The 19,544-nt window shown below is 70.6% G+C and carries 19 protein-coding genes; 7 read left to right on the top strand and 12 right to left on the bottom strand.

Going from position 1 to position 19,544, the window contains the following annotated elements; genetic code table 11:
- Positions 1-10: 10 nt before the first annotated feature.
- Entirely contained in the window at positions 11-3,784 is a 3,774-nt protein-coding gene (gene metH / locus E0504_RS26410; RefSeq protein WP_112104616.1) for a methionine synthase, read from the top strand.
- A gap of 124 nt (positions 3,785-3,908) precedes the next feature.
- On the opposite strand, the gene E0504_RS26405 is transcribed toward metH, so the two are convergent.
- Positions 3,909-5,294, bottom strand: coding sequence for a permease prefix domain 1-containing protein (locus E0504_RS26405; RefSeq protein ID WP_112104617.1), 1,386 nt, complete (start codon positions 5,292-5,294; stop codon positions 3,909-3,911).
- On the bottom strand, positions 5,291-5,665 hold the full coding sequence (locus E0504_RS26400) for a PadR family transcriptional regulator (RefSeq protein ID WP_071060168.1): 375 nt from the start codon (positions 5,663-5,665) through the stop codon (positions 5,291-5,293). Before E0504_RS26400 ends, E0504_RS26405 begins: the two co-directional genes overlap by 4 nt.
- A 251-nt stretch (positions 5,666-5,916) precedes the next feature.
- Here E0504_RS26400 and E0504_RS51410 point away from each other — a divergent pair, with 251 nt between their 5' ends.
- Complete coding sequence (locus tag E0504_RS51410; RefSeq protein WP_200835118.1) at positions 5,917-6,402, top strand: hypothetical protein; 486 nt, start codon at positions 5,917-5,919, stop codon at positions 6,400-6,402.
- Between the two features lie 75 nt (positions 6,403-6,477).
- Entirely contained in the window at positions 6,478-6,750 is a 273-nt protein-coding gene (locus tag E0504_RS54340; protein ID WP_373693938.1) for a hypothetical protein, read from the top strand.
- Here E0504_RS54340 and E0504_RS26390 read toward each other — a convergent pair.
- On the bottom strand, positions 6,728-7,063 hold the full coding sequence (locus tag E0504_RS26390) for an EthD family reductase (protein ID WP_112104618.1): 336 nt from the start codon (positions 7,061-7,063) through the stop codon (positions 6,728-6,730). The genes E0504_RS54340 and E0504_RS26390 overlap by 23 nt on opposite strands.
- A 56-nt stretch (positions 7,064-7,119) precedes the next feature.
- Complete coding sequence (locus tag E0504_RS26385; protein ID WP_235013553.1) at positions 7,120-7,941, bottom strand: AraC family transcriptional regulator; 822 nt, start codon at positions 7,939-7,941, stop codon at positions 7,120-7,122.
- Positions 7,942-8,117: 176 nt separating this feature from the next.
- Here E0504_RS26385 and E0504_RS26380 point away from each other — a divergent pair, with 176 nt between their 5' ends.
- Entirely contained in the window at positions 8,118-8,594 is a 477-nt protein-coding gene (locus E0504_RS26380) for a ferritin-like domain-containing protein (protein WP_112104620.1), read from the top strand.
- Between the two features lie 22 nt (positions 8,595-8,616).
- Here E0504_RS26380 and E0504_RS26375 read toward each other — a convergent pair whose 3' ends face one another.
- Positions 8,617-10,167, bottom strand: coding sequence for an NAD(P)/FAD-dependent oxidoreductase (locus E0504_RS26375; protein ID WP_112104621.1), 1,551 nt, complete (start codon positions 10,165-10,167; stop codon positions 8,617-8,619).
- A 130-nt stretch (positions 10,168-10,297) separates the two neighbouring features.
- Between E0504_RS26375 and E0504_RS26370 the strand changes: the two genes are divergently transcribed.
- On the top strand, positions 10,298-10,978 hold the full coding sequence (locus E0504_RS26370; RefSeq protein WP_112104622.1) for a TetR/AcrR family transcriptional regulator: 681 nt from the start codon (positions 10,298-10,300) through the stop codon (positions 10,976-10,978).
- Between the two features lie 100 nt (positions 10,979-11,078).
- On the opposite strand, the gene E0504_RS26365 is transcribed toward E0504_RS26370, so the two are convergent.
- The 5 genes from E0504_RS26365 to E0504_RS26345 form a co-directional block, all read right to left on the bottom strand.
- Complete coding sequence (locus tag E0504_RS26365; RefSeq protein ID WP_112104623.1) at positions 11,079-11,888, bottom strand: adenylate cyclase; 810 nt, start codon at positions 11,886-11,888, stop codon at positions 11,079-11,081.
- 228 nt (positions 11,889-12,116) lie between these two features.
- Positions 12,117-12,311, bottom strand: a complete 195-nt coding sequence (locus E0504_RS26360; RefSeq protein ID WP_071060280.1) for a ferredoxin — start codon at positions 12,309-12,311, stop codon at positions 12,117-12,119.
- Between the two features lie 122 nt (positions 12,312-12,433).
- Entirely contained in the window at positions 12,434-13,267 is an 834-nt protein-coding gene (locus E0504_RS26355) for a TauD/TfdA family dioxygenase (protein ID WP_071060161.1), read from the bottom strand.
- Positions 13,268-13,340: 73 nt separating this feature from the next.
- Entirely contained in the window at positions 13,341-13,913 is a 573-nt protein-coding gene (locus E0504_RS26350; protein WP_112104624.1) for a carboxymuconolactone decarboxylase family protein, read from the bottom strand.
- Between the two features lie 562 nt (positions 13,914-14,475).
- Positions 14,476-15,378 carry an NAD(P)-dependent oxidoreductase gene (locus E0504_RS26345; protein WP_131626032.1) on the bottom strand — a complete coding sequence of 301 codons (903 nt, stop codon included), beginning with the start codon at positions 15,376-15,378 and terminating at the stop codon, positions 14,476-14,478.
- 268 nt (positions 15,379-15,646) lie between these two features.
- Here E0504_RS26345 and E0504_RS26340 point away from each other — a divergent pair, with 268 nt between their 5' ends.
- A complete protein-coding gene (locus E0504_RS26340) occupies positions 15,647-17,305 on the top strand; it encodes a carotenoid oxygenase family protein (protein ID WP_131626025.1) in 1,659 nt (552 codons plus the stop codon).
- A 13-nt stretch (positions 17,306-17,318) separates the two neighbouring features.
- On the opposite strand, the gene sigJ is transcribed toward E0504_RS26340, so the two are convergent.
- Both sigJ and E0504_RS26330 read right to left on the bottom strand, forming a co-directional pair.
- Positions 17,319-18,221 carry an RNA polymerase sigma factor SigJ gene (gene sigJ / locus E0504_RS26335; RefSeq protein ID WP_112104626.1) on the bottom strand — a complete coding sequence of 301 codons (903 nt, stop codon included), beginning with the start codon at positions 18,219-18,221 and terminating at the stop codon, positions 17,319-17,321.
- A 21-nt stretch (positions 18,222-18,242) separates the two neighbouring features.
- Entirely contained in the window at positions 18,243-18,938 is a 696-nt protein-coding gene (locus tag E0504_RS26330) for an NAD(P)-dependent oxidoreductase (RefSeq protein ID WP_112104627.1), read from the bottom strand.
- A 277-nt stretch (positions 18,939-19,215) separates the two neighbouring features.
- Between E0504_RS26330 and E0504_RS26325 the strand changes: the two genes are divergently transcribed.
- Positions 19,216-19,434 (top strand): hypothetical protein, encoded by a 219-nt coding sequence (locus E0504_RS26325; RefSeq protein WP_112104628.1) that lies wholly within the window; start codon positions 19,216-19,218, stop codon positions 19,432-19,434.
- Positions 19,435-19,544 lie beyond the last annotated feature (110 nt).

Raw genomic sequence — 19,544 nt, 5'->3', positions numbered from 1 at the left:
GGTGTGCGCGATGGCAGGATCCGGATCGCTCGACGAGGTGTCGGTCCCCGCCGGCGCTGTCGGAGGCGAGCAAGCCGAGGCCGGCGCCGGCGCACGGCCCGAAGGCGGCGGTGCCGTCCGGCCGGCGGCCACCGGCAGCGAACAGGCGCTGCGGGAGCTGCTGGAGCAGCGGGTCGTCGTCCTCGACGGGGCCTGGGGCACGATGCTGCAGAACGCCGGCCTCACCCCCGCCGACTACCGCACGGAGCGGTTCGCCGACCACCCGAAGGACGTCAGCGGCGACCCGGACCTGCTGAACCTGACCCGGCCGGATGTCATTCTCGACGTGCACCGGCAGTACCTGGCGGCCGGCGCGGACATCACGACCACGAACACGTTCACCGCGACGAGCATCGCCCAGGCCGACTATGGCCTGCAGTCGCTCGTGCGGGAGATGAACGTGCGGGGCGCGCAGCTGGCCCGCCAGGCCGCCGACGAGGCGGGCGGGCGGCGGTTCGTCGCCGGGTCGATCGGGCCGCTGAACGTCGCGCTCTCGCTGTCGCCGCGGGTCGAGGACCCGGCCTACCGGGCGGCAACCTTCGACGAGGTCCGGGACTCCTACGCCGAGCAGATCGAGGCTCTCGCCGAGGGCGGGGTCGACCTGCTCCTCATCGAGACGATCTTCGACACGCTCAACGCGAAGGCCGCGATCGCCGCCGCCCGCGATGTCGCGCCCCAGCTGCCGCTGTGGATCTCGGTGACGATCGTCGACCTGAGCGGGCGGACGCTGTCGGGGCAGACCGTCGAGGCGTTCTGGAGCTCCATCGCGCACGCGAACCCGCTGGTCGTCGGGGTGAACTGCTCGCTGGGCGCCGACGAGATGCGCCCGCACGTCGCCGACCTCGCCCGCCTCGCCGGGACGTACACGGCCTGCCATCCCAACGCCGGCCTGCCGAACGCGTTCGGCGGCTACGACCAGTCCCCGGAGGAGGCCGGCCGGCTGATCGGCGAGTTCGCCGAGGCGGGCATGGTCAACATCGTCGGCGGCTGCTGCGGGACGACCCCGGCGCACATCGCGCGGATCGCCGCCGCGGTCGCCGGCGCGGCACCGCGCCCGGTTCCGGCGCTGCCGCCGCGCACCCGGTTCAGCGGGCTGGAGCCGTTCGAGATCGGCCCGGACACCGGGTTCGTCATGATCGGCGAGCGCACCAACGTCACCGGGTCGGCGCGGTTCCGCCGGCTGATCGAGGGCAACGACTTCCAGGGCGCCATCGACGTCGCCCTGGAGCAGGTGCGCGGCGGCGCGAACCTGCTCGACGTCAACATGGACGCCGACCTGCTCGACAGCGAGCGGGCGATGACGACCTTCCTGAACCTGCTGGCCACCGAGCCGGAGGCGGCCCGACTGCCCATCATGATCGACAGCTCGCGCTGGAGTGTGCTGGAGGCGGGGCTGCGCTGCGTGCAGGGCAAGGGCGTGGTCAACTCGATCAGCCTCAAGGAGGGTGAGGAGCCCTTCCTCGAGCAGGCCCGGCGCATCCGCGACTTCGGTGCCGGCGTCGTCGTGATGGCCTTCGACGAGCAGGGCCAGGCCGAGACCGCCGAGCGCAAGGTGGCCATCTGCGGCCGCGCCTACGACCTGCTCACCCAGCGGGTCGGGTTCCCGGCCGAGGACATCGTCTTCGACCCGAACGTGCTCGCCGTCGCCACCGGCATCGCCGAGCACAACGGCTACGCGAAGGCATTCCTCGACGCGCTGCCGCTGATCAAGCAGCGCTGTCCCGGGGTGCACATCAGCGGCGGCATCTCGAACCTGTCGTTCTCCTTCCGCGGCAACGACGTCGTCCGCGAGGCGATGCACTCGGCGTTCCTCTTCTACGCCGTGCAGGCCGGGCTCGACATGGGCATCGTGAACGCCGGCCAGCTCGCGGTCTACCAGGACATCCCCGCGGACCTGCTCGAGCTCGTCGAGGACGTGCTCTTCGACCGGCGCGACGACGCCACCGACCGGCTCGTCTCGTTCGCCGAGACGGTGACCGGCAGCGGCACGAAGCGCGTCGTGGACCTGTCCTGGCGCGAGGGGCCGGTGGAGCAGCGGCTCTCCCACGCGCTCGTGCACGGCATCGTCGACTTCATCGAGGCCGACACGGAGGAGGCCCGCGCCGGCGCGGCCCGCGCCCTCGACGTGATCGAGGGCCCGCTGATGGACGGCATGAAGATCGTCGGGGACCTGTTCGGCTCCGGGAAGATGTTCCTGCCGCAGGTCGTGAAGAGCGCCCGGGTGATGAAGCGCTCCGTCGCCTACCTGGAGCCGTTCATGGAGGCCGAGAAGCAGCAGGCGCTGCTGGACGGCACCGCCAACACCGACCGCAGCGGTAACGGCAAGGTGGTGATGGCGACGGTCAAGGGCGACGTCCACGACATCGGCAAGAACATCGTCGGCGTGGTCCTGGGCTGCAACAACTACGAGGTGATCGACCTGGGGGTGATGGTCCCCGCGAAGGTCATCCTCGACACGGCGGTGGCCGAGAGCGCCGACGCGATCGGCCTGTCCGGCCTGATCACCCCGTCACTGGACGAAATGGTCTCGGTGGCCACCGAGATGCAGCGCCGCGGGCTGAAGCTGCCGCTGCTGATCGGCGGCGCGACCACCTCACGCCAGCACACCGCCGTGCGCATCGCCCCCGCCTACGACGCCACCACCGTCCACGTGCTGGATGCCTCCCGTGTCGTCGGTGTGGTCTCCGACCTGCTGGACACCGACCGGGCCGCCGACCTCGCCGTCCGCAACCGGGACGAGCAGCAGCACCTGCGCGAGCAGCACGAGAAGCGCCAGCAGCAGCCGCTGCTCACCCTCGCCCAGGCGCGGGCGAACCGCGAGCAGGTCGCCTTCGACGAGCTGCCCGTGCCGGCGTTCACCGGCGTCCGCGTCGTCACGCCGGAGCTCACCGCGCTGCGCGAGATGATCGACTGGCAGTTCTTCTTCCTCGCCTGGGAGCTGAAGGGCAAGTACCCGGCGATCCTCGACCAGCCGGTCGCCCGCGAGCTGTTCGACGAGGGCAACACGCTGCTCGACCAGATCATCGCGGACGGCTCCCTGCGGGCCGAGGGCGTCTACGGCTTCTGGCCGGCCAACTCGGACGGCGACGACATCCTGATCGATCTCGGTGGTGGCGCTGACGCTGGCCCCGGTGCCGACGCGGCGGGCCGGCTGCGGGTGCCGATGCTGCGCCAACAGACCGCCAAGCCCGCGGGACGCCCGAACCGCAGCCTCGCCGACTACGTGGCCCCGGCCGGCGACCACCTCGGCGGGTTCGCGGTGGCCATCCACGGCGCGGACACGCTGGCGGCCGGTTTCGAGGCCCGCCAGGACGACTACCGGTCGATCATGGTCAAGGCCCTCGCCGACCGGCTGGCCGAGGCGTTCGCCGAGTACGTCCACCTCGAGGCGCGCCGCGCCTGGTTCGAGCCGGGGTCCGAACCGGCGCTGGCGGACCTGCACGCCGAGCGGTTCCGCGGCATCCGCCCCGCCTTCGGCTACCCGGCGAGCCCCGACCACAGCGAGAAGCAGGCCCTGTTCGACCTGCTGGACGCCGGCCAGGTCGGCCTGGGCCTGACCGAGTCCTTCGCGATGACCCCGGCCGCGGCCGTCAGCGGGCTGATCTTCGCCAGCCCGGCGTCGCGGTACTTCACCGTCGGGCGCATCGGCCGCGACCAGGTTGAGGACTACGCCACGCGACGCGGCCTGACGGTCGGCGACGTCGAGCGCTGGCTGCGCCCGAACCTCGCCTACGACCCCGAGTAGGGATCTCGTCCCGCGCGGCCGGCCAGAACCCGGCCGCGCGGGGCGCACCCCGTCTCTCTCCCCGCCTTACCTCGTCCTGCCTTCCCTTGTTCCGCCTTCGACGGCGGGCCCGGCGATGCCTCGGTCAGGCATAGCCGAACAACGGAGGAAAGGCGAGGACCACGATCCAGGCCCAGACGGCGTACACCGGCAGGTAGGAGGTCTGCCAGCGTTCGAGCGCCGCGAATGGCGTGTGCCGGCGGACCAGCCTCAGCAGGAGCCACGCCGACCAGGCGAGGTTCGCCAGCAGGATGACGTTCTCCCCGAGTGCCGCGGCCTTGTTGGGCGTGGTGCCGTACTCGGTGATGCGCCCGGTGATTGCCAGTAGGACCAGCACGTCGATGGCCAGCGCGCTTACCACCAGGGCGAGCTGCATTTTGTCGAACAGGTCGGGCGGGGCCAGCGGATCGCGGGCTGACATCGAGTAGAGCAGCAGCCCCAGGACGACGACCAGCAGCAGGTCGAACAGGATCAGCGCGTCACGCTCGACGTCAATGCCGGTGCTGGTCCAGCAGACGGCGACGAGGAAGGCCAGCAGGACTACCGTGAACAGCGGTGTGAACAGCCTGGTGAGCACCGGGGCGATGTTCTCGACCACGCTCTGCTTCGCCTCGACGAGCCACCCGGCCACGATGACCCCGGCTGCCGCTCCACAGGGAAGGAGCCACTGCGAGATGAAGTCGTCCGAGACGATTCCGATGGCTTCGAAGGTGCCGGCCGTGAACACGGTGAGCACACCGCCGCCGAGGGCGATGAGGACGAAGTAGACGAACCATTCGCCGGTGAAGCGGATGAAGTCCATACGTCTACGGGACGAGCGCCAGTCGTCCGCGGCGTAGGCCAGGCCCACCACGAGCCACAGTGCGATCGGGAGGTGGATGCTGGTGAGGGCCAGTGACTGCGAGTTGTCGGCGACGGGATAGACGTTGGCCGCCACCGCGCCGAGCGCGAACAGCGCCCCCATGATCCCGATCAGCGGGCGTCGGGCCTGGCGGCGCCAGGCGAGGAAGCCGGCCAGCCAGGGCAGCACGAACAGGCCGAGGTTCGGCCCGTAGAACGAGGCCGAGCCGTCATCGGTCATCCGTATACCGAACAGCTCCGGCGCCTTGACGGACGCCGCCGCACCCGCGGCACAGAGCACCATCACCCGCAGGTCCCGCCGCGACCGCGTGTCCGCGTCCGGGCCGCCGGTCAGGACCAGCTGCTTCCACAGCCGTTCCGAATGCTCCCGGGCGAACTCGCGGGACAGCTCGTCGAGGCTGCCCATCCGCTTGACCGCGACCAGGAACGCCTCGTCGGCGCTCAGGCCGGCCATGACGAGCTCGTCGACGGAACCGCGGAGATGGTCCTCGAGCTCGTCCGCGTCGGAGGACTGTAGCTCCCGGCGGCGCTGCGCGTAGTGCCGCCACTGCGCGAACTGCGCCTCCAGCGCCTGCGTCTCCACTGCCTCCTGGCCTTCCTGTGCTGTCATGCGTGGCCCTCCACTGGGATCACCGGCAGCGCGGCGCGGTCACCGAGGCCGGTCCAGATCTCCTTGAGCGCGTCGACGACGGTGTCCCACTGGCGGCGCTGCTCGGCCAGTTCAGCCAGGCCCCGGTCGGTGATGCGGTAGTACTTGCGCCGACGTTCGCCGGTGGCCGACCGCCAGCTGGACTCCACGTGCCCGAGGCGCTCGAGCCGGTGCAGCAACGGGTAGAGCAGGCCCTCGGTCCAGTCCAGCTCGCCACCGGACAGCTCGTTGATCCGCTTGAGGATCGCGTAGCCGTAGCTCTCCTCCTCCGCCAGGATGCCGAGCACGATCGGGGTCGCCGAGGCGGCCACCAGATCCTTGGCGACCTTCACGCTGCTTCCCCCCTCGGTAACCTAGAAGCTCGATGCATAGTACTGCCAGGTAATCATGGAGCACCACCGGGCCCGACGGCTGCGCTACGACCTGCGGTTCGAGATGGCCGGGGTCCTGGCGAGCTGAGCGGTCCCCCGCGGCCCGACCCTCGACCCCGCCGTGCGCCGGATGGCCGTCCACGTCGAGGACCATCCGATCGAGTACCTCGACTTCGAGGTGTCATCCCGAAGGGGCGGTACGGCGGGGGGACGTGATCGTCTGGGATCTCGGCACCTGGGCGCCGCACGGCACCACCGACCCGGTCGCGGCGGTCGCCGCCGGCGAGCTGCATGCCGACGTCTTCGGGCACAAGCTGCGCGGCCGCCTGGTGCTGGTCCGCGGCGACGGTGAGCAGTGGCTCCTGCTGCACACACGGGACGCCCACGCGGTGGCCGGCTGGGACCCGGAGGAGCATCCACGCCCGGCGCTCAGCGGCCGGACCAACGAGGAGGTCCGAGCCGATCCCGACCGGATGTGGCGCTCGGACCTGCCACCGGCGCTCGCGTCCGTGCCGGCTCGCGCGCCGTCACCCGGCGACACCGCGCGCGGCGCGATCGGGCCGCCCGGCACTCTCGAGGCGCTCGACGCGCTGGGCGCGGGCGGGGTGTGGGAGGTGTTGGCCAGCGGGTCCGGCTCACCAACCTCGACAAGACGCTGTTTCCGGGCCGGCCGGGCGAGCACGGCGAACCGGCGGTGACCAAGCGGGATCTGGCGCGCTACGCCGCGCTGGGAGAAACCGGATGCCATCCCCGGCCGGACCAGCACCCACCTGGTGGTCGACACCCCGGCCACGCTGGTGTGGGCGGCGAACTTCGGCGCCCTCGAATGGCACGCGTGGACGTCCACGGTCACCGAGCCGCGCCAGCCTTCCTACGCGCTCATCGACCTGGACCCAGGGACGGAGACAAGCTGGGCGGACGTCCTGGCGAGCACCTCGGGGTGCGGGCCAGTCCAAGGTCACCATCCGCTCGGTGCTGGCCCGGCTGGCAGACGCAGGGCCGACAGAGGCAGGGCTGACGGGGTCAGCTACTCACAATTTCGCTGATCTGCATGACGGGGGTGATCGTCGTGTAGTTCGACAGGTCGGCGCTGATGGCTGTGCTGTCGGCGCTCATCGCCGCCTGGAGCACCTCCGCCGACTCGAAGAGGAAGTGCGACGCCGCCACGTACGGCCCGCGGATGCCCTGGTCGACCTCGACCTCGGTGAGCCCCCACATCCGGCAGGCCATCGGGATGTGCTTGTTCACGTAGTAGTCGAGGTCGAACGTCGCGCCTTCGGTCCTCGGGTAGAACACGCTCAGCCGGATCACGGCCTCGACCTCCTCGTTCGCCGCGCCTGCCGGATGAGACGCGTTCATCCCAGCTTCTCCCAGAACACACCGCCCACGCACCCGTTGGCCGGAAACAGCGACGCTTACGTACTCGTCAGATGGCTGGGGTCGTCCAGGGCGGCGGTCGTGAGCCATCGGTCGCGGTAGGCGGACGGACTCTCTCCCGTCCACGCCCGGAAGGCACGTGCGAGCGCGCTCGCGCTACCGAAGCCCACCTCGGTGGCGATCTCGCCGACCGAGGTCGTCGGCGTGCTCAGCAGTGCCATGGCCCGGATCAGCCGGACCTGCCGCAGGTACTCCCGCCACGACTGCCCGAGGACGGCCGCGAACCGCCGGCGCAGCACCCGCTCCGAGATGCCGACGGCCCGGCACACCCGGGCTGCTGTGGCATCGGCCAGGTGGTCCGTGGTGTAGGCCATCACGTCCCGGACGACGGGATCGTCCGCGGTGGGCAGCGACAGGGGTGCCTCGTGCGCGAGCTGGCCGCGGACCACCGCGGCCAGCGCCCTGAAGAAGGTGTCGGCCTCGGCGTCGTCCTCGCCCCGGCCGATCGGCCATCGGGTCGCGTACCGCATCATCTCCCGCAGCACCGGCGGCACGGGAATGACGGCGGCCCGCGAATACGGGAAGTCGAAGACCGCGGGGTCGAAGAACACCGCGATCGTGGTCACGTTCCTGAGCAGGGGCGAGTGCTCCACCCCGGCCGGCACCCACGCGGCGTAGGACGGCGGCATCAGATAGTGGGTCGTCGGTGTGCGGATCTCCGCGAGACCGGAGACGGCGTACTCGACCTCGTGCAGGTCGTGCCGGTGCCAGTAGGAGATCAACTCGTCCGCCCGGTGCTCCACCGTGCCCGCGCCGACCGTCACGCACCGGCGCATGGGGAGAAATGGCACTGCCGTCACGCTGGAATCGTAGGCGACCAGCCGGTCCGGGCGGGGCCGCCGCGTACGCGGGCAGGCCGGTCCGAACTGGGCCGCCGCGGTACGTGGGAAGGCCGCTGCGGTCGCGCGCCGATGCCCGCGGCGTCCCTACAGTCAGGCCGGTCCGATGGCCACTGTTGCCGAGGAGGCGACGAAGAATGGACGAGCGGGACTTCGGTGCGGCCGCGCAGGCGCTCGCGAAACTGGACCACCTGGGTGTGCCCGAACTCGAGATCCTCTACAAGCTGGAAAGGACGTCGGGGCAGCTCTATTTCCATCTGGCGGACAACATCGGCAACGAGGAGGCCGCCGAGCTGCTTCGCCGCAACGGCCGCGAGGAACTGGGCCACGCCAACCGAATGGGACAGGCCATCGGCATCAAACTCGGACGCGCCTACGAGGCCTCGGCGGACCTGAAGGCGGGATATCCCGTCGCCGCGCCCACCGCCGTCGACGCGGCCCTGCTGAACGCCATCGTGCGCGGCGAACGTGCCGGCGACGCCGACTACCAGCGGTGGGCGGCGTCCGAGGCGGACGAGAAGGTCGCCCGCCTGCTCCGGATCAGCGGCACCGAGGAGTCCGCGCACGCCGACCGGGTGGCCCGCGCGATCACTCTGCTGGATTCGGCCGGCTGACGGCCGACGATCCGCAGGTGTTTCAACCGCGGCCGACGGAGCGGGGGGCTGAGGCCGGGCCGGCCACCGGACGGGGAATCACCGGCGCGTCCCGGCCGGTCCCCCCACCGCCGGCCCTGCCACGCTCACTCACCTTCTCCTCGTGGTATTCCTCCTCGACGTTCACCGTCCAGATGTCGTGCCCGGCGTCGTCGAGGATGTTCTCCACCGTGAGCATGGCGGTCAGCATCGAGTGATCGGCGTTGTTGTAGCGGTGCATGCCGTTCCGGCCGACCGGATGCACATTGGGAACATGTAGCGCCAGCCATTCCCGCATCACCTCCACGTTCCGCCGGTAGAACTGGTCGTAGGTCGGATACGCCTTGGGGACGCGGACGACGTAGCCCTTCTCGACCGCGCCGGGGCGGACCAGCCCGAGGGCCTCGAGCTCGGCGGTGCCCAGAGCGACCAGCTCGTCGTCCGGACGAACCCACATGTCGTCGCCCTCGAAGACGAAGAACTCGAGCCCGAGGCAGGTCCGGCCCTCCTTGACCAGGTACGGGGACCACGACCCGTAGTTCTGGATGCGCCCCACCCGCACCCCGGGGTCGTGGATGTAGATCCAGTTGTCCGGGAAGCTGAACTCCTCCGGCACGATGAGCGCGACGGTCAGGTAGTCGCGGTAGCGCAGATCGTTGGCCGCGTCGAGAACATGCGCGGGTGGCGGCGGATCCATGCTGGTGAGCAATGTCGACATCGGCATCGACGAGATGACGTGATCGGCCGGCACCCGCGAGCACTCACCGGACCGCGTCCGCACGGTGACCGCGACGGCCCGGCCGTCCTCATGGTGGATCCTGGTCGCGGACGTGTTCATCACGACCCGTCCACCGAGCTTCTCGACCTTGGCCACGGCCGCCTCCCACATCATTCCCGGCCCGTACTTGGGGTAGCGGAACTCCTCGATGAGGCTGGTTATCTTCTTCTGGTTGCGCTTCGGCAGCACCGCGTTCACGATGGCGGCGGGAAGCGACAGGCCTTTTACCCGCTGGGCCGCCCAGTCAGCCGGCATCTGGCTGACCGGTATTCCCCACACCTTCTCGGTGTAGGTCTTGAAGAAGGTCCGGTAGAGGCGCCATCCGAACCGCGCCACCAGCCATGCCTCGTAGTTCGTCGCCTGCCCCTTCGGCGGTCGGACGCACGCCCACAGGTACGACGCGATGGCGAGCGATGCCTCGGCCAGACCGAGGTTGACGAGCGCGTTGAGCGCCTTCAGCGGGTAGTCATAAAGCTTCCCGTTGTAGTAGATCCTGCTCATCCGGGGGCGTAGCAGAAAGTCCTCCTCGGGCAGGATCTCCCGCCAGAGTGCGTCCACCTGCGAGACCTTCGTGAAGAAGCGATGGCCTCCGATGTCGAAACGCCAGCCGTCACGCACGACGGTGCGGCTGATGCCGCCGACCACGTCGTCGGCCTCGTAGCAGGAGACCGGCGCCCCCCTGGTCACGAGCTGGTAGGCGGCGGTCAGTCCCGCCGGCCCGGCCCCGATCACGACGGTGTGCGGGTGGTCGCTGGGCGGGGTGTCGGGGTTGGGCACTCATCTCTCCTTGATCGGGAGCTGGGCCGGCGTGGGCGGCCGTCCCGCCCGCCGCGCGCGAGCCGGAAGGCAGGTTTGGACGTCTACGCCTAGAAAGTTGGACAACAGTGTCCAAGGTTAGCCTGACCCGATGCCAGGCAACGAAGGCGGGCCCCCGCGAGCGCGGCGCGGCCTTCCCGCCAAGCGCGAGGCGATCATGGCGGCGGCGCTCGAGCTCTTCGTCCGCCAGGGGTACGCGGCCACGACCCTCGACGACATCGCCACCGCGACGCCGGTCTCGAGGCAGACCGTCTACAACCACTTCGGCGACAAGGAGACGCTGTTCCGCGCGGTCATCGACACGCACCTGAACGCGACCCTCGAGGCGTTGCACGCCCCAACCGACCGGCCGACCACCGGCCCGGCCGAGCGCCCGGTGGACGCCGAGTCGCAGCTGAACGATCTCGCGAGACGCCTGACAGCGATCTTCCTCAATCCCCGGACCGCGTCGCTGCGGCGACTCCTCCAGTCGGAGGGCCCTCGCCAACCACATCTGCTCGAGCTGTGGCGCACCCGCGTCGCCGGCCCCGTCTGGTCGGAGGTGATCAGCCAGCTGACCCGGCTCACGCACGCCGGCGCGCTGCGCATCGACGATCCCGTCAGGGCCGCGAGCCAGTTCATCGTCCTGGTCACCGGCACGGCCTGGCAGATCACCGAGGTGGGCGTCTTCCTCTACCCGCCCCCGCCGGGCGTGGACGGCGAGCAGTTGGACACTGCGGTCCGCTCCTGCGTCGCGCTGTTCGTCCGCGGCTACCGGCAGACGCCCCAGTGACCCACTTGGCGTGAAGCTCCCAGAACCAAACCCGTCAGTACAATGAATGCTCGTCGGCCACCCGCGAGGGAGCGCCCGCCCGCCGCCGGGCCGGCCGCCCTCACCGCCGGGGGCCGGTCAGCTCGCCGGCGAAGAAATCCAGGGTGGTGCGGGTCTTCGTCTGCTGCGGCCCGCTGAGATCGACACCGTGCCGGCGCAGGACGTCCGCCGTGCGCCCGGCGACACGCAGCGCCTCGGCGGGCCGGCAGCGGGTGGAAAGCTCGAGGATGCGCGAGCCGTCCGGATACGTCCACCGCTCCGCGAGCAGCGCGCGGTCGTGACCGGCGGGGATGATTTTGACCCGGCGGGCGTCCACCGGGCCGAACACCGCGAGATCGTCGACGTTGAGCCGGGCCGGCAGGCGGGTGGCGAGCAGCCGCAGCTGCCGCGGGGTGAACAGCCGGTGCAGCGCCCGCCGCCGGGCCATCACCCGGTCGACGTCGGCGGCGTCCAGCCGGGCCCGCAGCGCCCCGGAGCAGACGTACCGGCCGGGCATACCGTCGATCTCGACGATGAAGTTGCGGGAGCGGCGCAGCCGCGGCGGGACCTCGGCCGGGACGACGGGCCGCAGCTTCACCACCGCGTCGTCGGCGCGGCCGGCGATGCTGCGGACCCGGGCCACCACACCGTTGCGGTGCAGCGCGCGCTCGGGAGTGTCCAGGTAGAAGACCCGCAGCACCCGGGCGCGGGTGAACTCGATGCCGAGCGCGGCGCAGGTCGCCTCGTGCGCGGCCACGGGCACGACCAGCTTCAGCTCGACCCGGTCGGCCTCGCCGGTCAGCGCCAGGAGGTCGTCGAGATCGGTGTCGGAAAGCTGCCAGAACCGCTGCGCGGCGTGCCGATGCCGGGCGGATCGGGCCCCGCCGGCCACACCCTCCTCGCCGACCCCAAAGCGGGTCCGGTCACGGGGACTGGAGTGAGCGCGGGACATCAACCGCCATGATAAGAGAAGGCGGCGTTCACTTGCCGGCCAAAAATCGTCCGCGTAACCGTCACCCCCCGTTCACGACACCGTGTCACGCCGCGGCGCCGCGGCCCGGGGACGGAACGCGGCCGACGCACCGGACGGTCAGTGGCCGCCCGGCGCCGACCTGTGCGCTCAGTCGTCGACGAGCTTGATGGCCTGCTTGGGGCAGGCGGTGACGGCCGCGCGGACGTCCTTGACGAGGTCCTCCTCGGGGTGCTCGTCCAGCACGTTCAGATAGTCGTTGTCGTCGAGCTCGAACACCGTGGGAGCGAGCCCCACGCACAGCGCGTTGCTCTCACAGAGCTTGAAGTCCACGACCACTCGCATGCTGACCTCCATCGGGCAGTTCGGACAGTGCGGACGTCCGTCGTCCCGCCGGCCTCGGCCTTGCCCGCGGGCCGACCGTCCGATGGACGTCAGAATTTCGCGCGGGGTGCCGCGCGCGGAGGTCAGGCTACGACTTCTTCGCCCACGAGGGTCGTTCGGTGCATCAACCGGTGCGACGTCGCCGTGTACGGGATCGCCCGGTGCAGCATGCCGGTGTTGTCCCAGATCACGAGGTCGCCGGGGTGCCAGTGATGGCGCAGGACGAACCGCGGCTGGGTCGACCATTCGAGGAGCCGGTCGAGCAGGGCGCGGCTTTCGTCCGCCGGCCAGCCGACGACGTGGTCGGTCGTCGCGCCGACCAGCAGCGACCTGCGGCCGCTGCGGCGGGTCCAGACCAGCGGGTGCTCGCGGGCCGGCACCCGTGCCCACAGCGCGCGGGTCCGCTCCGACGCGTCGGGCTCGGCCAGCGACTGCGAGGCCGCGAAGCTGTGCACGACGCGCAGCTTCGCGAACTGCTCCTTCTCGGCGTCGGAGAGCGCCTCGTAGGCGGCGTAGGTGTTGGCGAACTCGGTGTCGCCGCCCTCGTCGGAGACCTGGCGGGCCGTCAGCAGCGTGGCCTTCTGCGGCAGCTCGTCGTTGGCCCCGTCGATGTGCCAGAAGAAGGTTCCCCGCCGGTAGGCGGCCAGGACACTCTCGGCCGGGTCCAGAGTGATCTTCGAGATCTCGGGGTGGGTGTCCGTGCCGCCCACGGGGGCGACGACCACCTGGCCGAGCAGGCGGCTGAAGGCGACCAGGTCGTCGTCGCCGACGTGGGTCTCGCGGTAGACGACGACGCCGTGGCGTTCCAGCAGGGCCTGGCAGTCGGCCGCGACCGCCGGGTCGGCGAGCTGATGGCCGGCGAGGCCGGCGATCTCGACGCCGACCTCCGGGCTGATCTCGGTGACGGTCACGGCCATGACTACTCCTGTCGGGTCTGGGTGTGCCACCACCCCGTGGGGACGGCGCCGTGCCGGGTCGCTCGTCCGGCGGTCAGGTCTGGGTGAGGTCGTCGTCGAGCTCGAGCTCGAACGAGCGCATCATCAGCGCCAGGGTCTCGTAGGCACCGACCGTGAAGATGATGTCCAGCAGCTGCTGGGTGTCGTGCTTGGCCGCGAGGGTCTCCCAGCTGCCGGCGCCGATCGCGCCCTCGGTGAGGAGCTCGTCCACCGCGCGGATCAGCGCCGCCTCGACCGGGTCCCAGAAGGGCGCGTCCGGGCCCAGCGCGATGCGGGTGATCTCGTCGTCGGTCAGGCCGATGTCGTGGCCCATGACGACGTGCTGTGTCCACTCGTAGTAGCACTTGCGCAGTGCCGCCACCCGCAAAATGATGATCTCCCGCTGGCGCAGCGTCAGCGTCGTCGCACGCTGGATGTGGCCGTTGAACGTGAAGAAGGCGTGCGCCAGCGTGGGGTGGTGGGCGAGCGTCCCCAGCGTGTTCAGTGCCTTGGGCTTGCCCTCGGAGGGCATCGGAGGGTGCAGCGGCACGGGCGGCGTCAGGGCTGCCAGGGCCGGACGCATCTCCTTCGGCCATTCCCTGAGGGGAAGCGGGTCGATACGTGCCATATCAGAGGTTCCTCCGCCCTTGAACCGGTAAACACCCGGCAACCGATAGTGATACCGATCACACAGCAGGTCAATAGTACTGTGATAACCGGTGCGAGCCGTCCGAACCGAACGAATCCCAAAAAATGCCTATCACCTGACGTTGGTCCGGTCAAGACCCGCAGATCAATTCCGGCCGGCCGATCACCGCCTCCGACACCGCGTCACGGACGGTATTCGACCTCCCGGAATGCCGGCGCCACCACGAGGCCCGGAAAACCTTATATGGCGTACCCGAGAACCACCTTACCGCCCACAACCCCCCCTGGTGATGCCCCAGGACAGGACCCGACCTCCGAACTGGCCTGGCCTGGCCGCTGGTGGGCGTGAGCGCCGCCAGCCGTCGATTGCACTTTTTAGTAATCATCCTCTCCTCAACAGAGAGGATGATTTTCGATCATCAGCGATAACCAACCCGGCCCGGATTAGTTTCTGAACACCCGATTTACAAGACCCCGGCCCCAGGAGGCTCCCCGGCCGGGAGACAGTGCGGAGATACTCGGAGCAGGCGTCCGGCGGGCAGTCAGGTTCCCTTCACGAAGGGATAGATCCGGGTGAAGTCGGCACCGGGTGCCGCGGCCGCGAACCGCTCCCACACCGATGCCGTGACCGCCCCGATCCGCGAGCTCCGCGAGTTCGGTGAGTTCTGTGGGCTTCGCACGGCGCCGTCGCGCTCCTGGACGGCCGCCAGATAGAGCGCGACGTCCTTCGCCATCAACGAGTTGGTGAAACCAGCCGCGTAGCGTTCGGCGAGTACGTGGTTGGGGAACTTGTCGGCGGTCGCCGAACTCCGGCCGCTCGCGCCGTTCAGCACGTCGAGCATCGTGGCCATGTCGAGCCCGGCCGAGGTGCCGAAGGCGATCGCCTCGCTGGTCGCCGCCAGCGCCGTCGCGGAGAGGAAGTTGTTCGCCAGCTTCAGCGCCTGGGCCAGGCCCGGCTCGTCGCCCACTCTGGTCCGGCGGTCACTCAGGCCGGCCAGGACGGGCGTGACCGCCGCGCAGTCGGCGTCGGACCCGGCGAACATCACCGCGATCGTGCGCGCCCGGGCGCCCGCCACACCACCCGACACCGGCGCGTCGACGTAGCCGACACCGGCGCCGGCCAGCCGGCCGGCGATCCGGCGCGCGGCGGCCACCCCGACCGTCGAGGTGTCGACGACGTACGCCGCCCGCCGGCCGGCCAGCGCGACGATCTCACCGGCGACCTGCTCGGACACCGCCCCGTCGGGCAGGCTGAACACGACGGTGTCGGCCCGGCCGGCGACCTCGGCGACGTCGGCCGCGCCGACCGCTCCCACCGGGACCCGATCCGGGCCGGCCGCGTCGTGGGCGACGACGTCGAACCCGGCCGCGACCAGGTTCGCCGCCAGGGCGCCGCCCATGCTCCCCAGGCCCACGAATCCGACCGTCGCCCTCGTGCCCGCCATCATGCCCATCCTCGTCGCCGCGACCGCCTCGCCCGGGCGGCGGCGGCCCGGTCGGGCCCGGGACCTTCCCCCGGCGCCGCCACGAACGGTAGCTTCGCAGAAAGTAGACTGATGCGTCTACTTGATTCACCGGCGCGATCGAGCCATGGGCACAAACCCGGCGGGGGCGCTTTCCCGCGGCGTTCACCCTGAGTCCACCGCCCGGCAGCCGCAGGCTCCGAGAATTTCTCTCAGCCGCTCCTCCGACGGGTCGGCGGGAGGTTTTCTCGTGGACCACGCGGTTTACCACGTGCTCGAGCAGAGCCGGGAATACGAGGTCGATCTTGTCGTCACCGCCGGCCAGTGGCCGGACGGGCTGACCGGGTTCGCATTTGTCGTCGGGCCGGCCCAGCCGACGGTGCTGGACTTCGCGCCGAGCGGGCCGGGAATGCTGACCCGGGTCGATCTGGCGAAACGCGTCTGGCGGACCCGCCGGGTGGTCACCCCGGACCTGGCGATGCTGGGCGGGCTGCGTGCCGCACTGGCTCCGGAGGAGCTCCAGCGGCTGCTGACCGGCGCCCGCCCGTCACTCAGCCACACCGCGCCGCACTTCTTCGGCGACCGGCTGCTGCTCACCGCCGACCGACAGCGGCCGGTGGAGCTCGACCCGGTCACGATGACCTACCGGACGTTCCTCGGCGCGGTACAGGAGTATCCCCAGGTCGGGGCGCATCCGCTGTTCCCCGGGGTGCAGACGACGTCCCACCCGGTGGTCGACCCCGACGAGGGCTGCCTGTGGTGGAGCAACATCCACCTGCGCCCGCGCGGCCGGTCGACCACCGACGCGGAGGGCCCACTGTCGGTGGTGCGCTGGGACGGCCACGGCGAGCTGGAGACCTGGGAGGTCCCCGGGGCGCGCATCACCCAGGGCACCCACGAGATCGCGGTGACCCGCGACTACGTCATCTTCACCGAGATCGGCTTCCAGCCGGAGCCCGGCAGTGTCGCCGGCCGCGGCCGCACCAAGCCGCACCTGCCGTTCACCGACATCTACCTGGTCGCCAAGCGGGCGCTGACCCGCGCCCGGGTCGGCTCCGCGGTGCCGGTGACGCACGCGCGGGTCCCGTACGAGTCGTTCCACGAGTTCGCCGACTACGGCCAGAACGGCGACGACGTCACGATGTACGTCGCGCACTCGAACGGCTGGGACATGAACTACGCCATCACCCGCTCGGACATCGTGTGGCGCACCGGGGACAGGCTGCGCAGCTGCCTGTCCGGGTTCATGCCGACGCCGGTCGACGCCGCACCGGTCGGGCGGCACGTCATCGACGGCCGTACCGGGCAGGTGCGGCAGAGCAGGTACTTCCTCGACCCGCAGCGGCACTGGGGAACCCTGCTCTACGCCCGCGACACCCGCCCGGCGGCGCTCGAGCGGGGCCGCCACCTGTGGCAGGCGTACTGGGGCGCCACGCCCGACACGATGGTCTCGGCGATCGTCGAGATGTACGCCGACCATCCGTTCCGGGTGGTCGACGTCGACGACCTGCCCACGACCGAGATCCCGTCGTCGCTGGTCTGCATCGACCTGGAGTCGATGACCGAGCAGTCGGCGTGGACGTTCCCGGCCGGGACGATCTGCGAGTCCCCGGTCTTCGTGCCGGACAAGGCCGGCGGCGACGGCTGGGTGGTGGTCTTCGTCAAGCATGCGGACCGCACCGAACTGCAGGTCTTCGACGCCCTGGCGCTGGATCTCGGCCCGTGCGCCGTGGCGACGGCGCCAGGCCTGCGAATGCCCGTGCTGTTCCACTCGGGCTACACGGAGACCATCCGCTCCCCCGGTACCGACTACCGGCGCTCGTTCGCCGCCGACCTCGGCACCGGATGGCGCGACCTCTCCCCGGCCGCGCGCGCCATCGTCACCGAGATCGTGGAGGCGTTCGGCTAGGACGCGCATCGCATCAGTCGTTGACTTTCACGGCGGCCAGCCTGTCGGGGTCGAGAATGAGGTCGATCTCGCTGATGCGGCCGTTGACGACGATGAATCCCACGACTGCGATCAGCCCGGCTCTGCCACGCGCGATCATGCCGGCGGCGCCGTTGACGAGGGCGGGTTCCCAGGGGCCGGCGAAGCGTGGGCCCTGGACGGCGGCGTGGCTGGCGACGTCGCGTGCTCCGGTGAGCAGCGGTGGGGCGAGCCAGGTGCGGGGCCCGGTGTCGACCCGGAGTCTGACGTCCGGGTCGAGGAGTTCGACGAGCGCGGCGAAATCACCGTTGCGAGCAGCGGCGAGGAAGGCTTCGGCCACGCGACGTTGGGTGGGGAGGTCGGGATCCGGCCGGGTGCCGCTGCCCTGGACGCGACGACGGGCGCGACTGGCCAGCTGCCGTGTCGCCGCCGGACTCTTCTCGAGGATGGGAGCGATGTCGTCGAACGGGACGCCGAACATGTCGTGCAGCACGAACGCGAGCCGCTCCGCCGGTCGAAGACTGTCCAGGACGACGAGGAGCGCCAGGCCGACCGAGTCGGCCAGCAGGACGCGTTGTTCGGGATCGGGGGTGTCTGCCTCGGTGATGACCGGGTCGGGCAGCCACGTGCCGGGCAGGTCCTCGCGCCGCGCCCGGCGGGCGCGCAGCATGTCGACGCAGACGCGCCCGACGACGGTGGTCAGCCACCCGGCCAGGTTGTCGATCGCCGTCTCGTCTGCTCGGCTGAGCCGCAGCCAGGCTTCCTGCACTGCGTCGTCGGCGTCCGCGAAGGATCCGAGCATGCGGTAGGCGACGGCGCGCAGCTGGCGACGTTGGCGTTCGAACTGTTCGGCGTACCAGGCGGCGCCGTTCGCGGGGGACGCGGGCTCGAAGGTCATGACAGGTGGTCGGCGGCGGGGTCAGTCACGGCCGAACGCCTCCCGCCGGATCACCTGTAGGAGTGTCGGGGCGTTCTCGCTGGTCGTGATCTCGACCGTCCGGCCGACGAACCGCTTCCCGGTGGCCTGCGTCAGCAGGCAGTGGGCCAGGTCGGCACGGCTGGTGAAGACTCCGTCCAGCGGGCCGTCGCTGACGGTGTAGCGCGAGACGTGGTCGGCATCGAACAGCCCCGAGGATCGGATGATCGTCCATTCCGCGTCACTCTCGCGGACGATCTGCTCCATGGCCCGCATGTCCGCGTACGTGGTCCTGCCGATCGTCCTGACGATCATCGGCTGCATGACCCGGTTGAGCAGGAACCCGCCCTCGCGGTGGGGGTGGGGTTCGACCGCCGTCGAGCTGACGACGGCCAGCCGTTTCACACCGTGCCGCGTCATCGCCTCGAGAATCTTCGCGGCGCCGCGGCTGTAGACGGTGATCGGGCCACGGATGAACGGCACCCCCAGGCTGGACAGCACCGCGTCGGCGCCCTCGATCGCCGGCGCGAGGGCGGCCCCGTCGGACACATCGCCCCCGATGACGGTGAGCTGCTCACCGGCCAGCGGGAACTCCGCCGGGCAACGCGTCACCGCCGTCACGGCGTGGCCCGCGTCGAGTGCCTGTCGCACCACGAGGCGCCCCGTGGCCCCACTGGCTCCGAAGATCGTGATCTTCATACGCTTCCGTCCTTCGCCTGTGCTCGCGTCCGCGTGGCGGCGCGGTCTGGTTCCTGCGCGCTGCAGGCACCCTGCGGATACGTCGAATCCAGGCAGGTCGGATGTGACAGATTCGCGGTGGATCGGCACTCCACCGCGCTGAGCGTCCCCGCGGACGCCAGCGTCGCGGACCGGAACCCGCGCTACCCCGACCACCTGCAGCGGCGGCTGCTCGGCGCCGGCATCCCGGTCTCCGTCGTCAACGCCGGGATCAGCGGGAACATGCTCCTGACCAGCGGTGAGCCGTCGCAGGCGGGGCGCAGCGGGCTGCAGCGCTTCGACGATCACGCCCGCGTCCAATGCCGTCATCGACGGCACCGGCACCGCCCCCGACAGCGAGAACTACCGCCAGCGGATCAACTCCTGGATATGCGGCCAGCGCCTCGCCGACGGGTTCGTGGACTTCGACGCGGCGGTGCGCGACCCCGCCGACCCGTCCGCCGGCTGCCAGCGCTGAGCCTCCCAGCCGAACGAGAGCAGACGAGCGACAGCCGGACGAGAGAGCCGGACGAACGACAGCGGCCGGGCGCGTGGGTACGCGCCCGGCCGCTGTCACGGATCGGTGGG

The organism is Parafrankia sp. BMG5.11 (genome assembly GCF_004337455.1).
The sequence above is the reverse complement of the archived record's forward strand: the minus strand, read 5'-3'. Positions and strand labels throughout refer to the sequence as shown.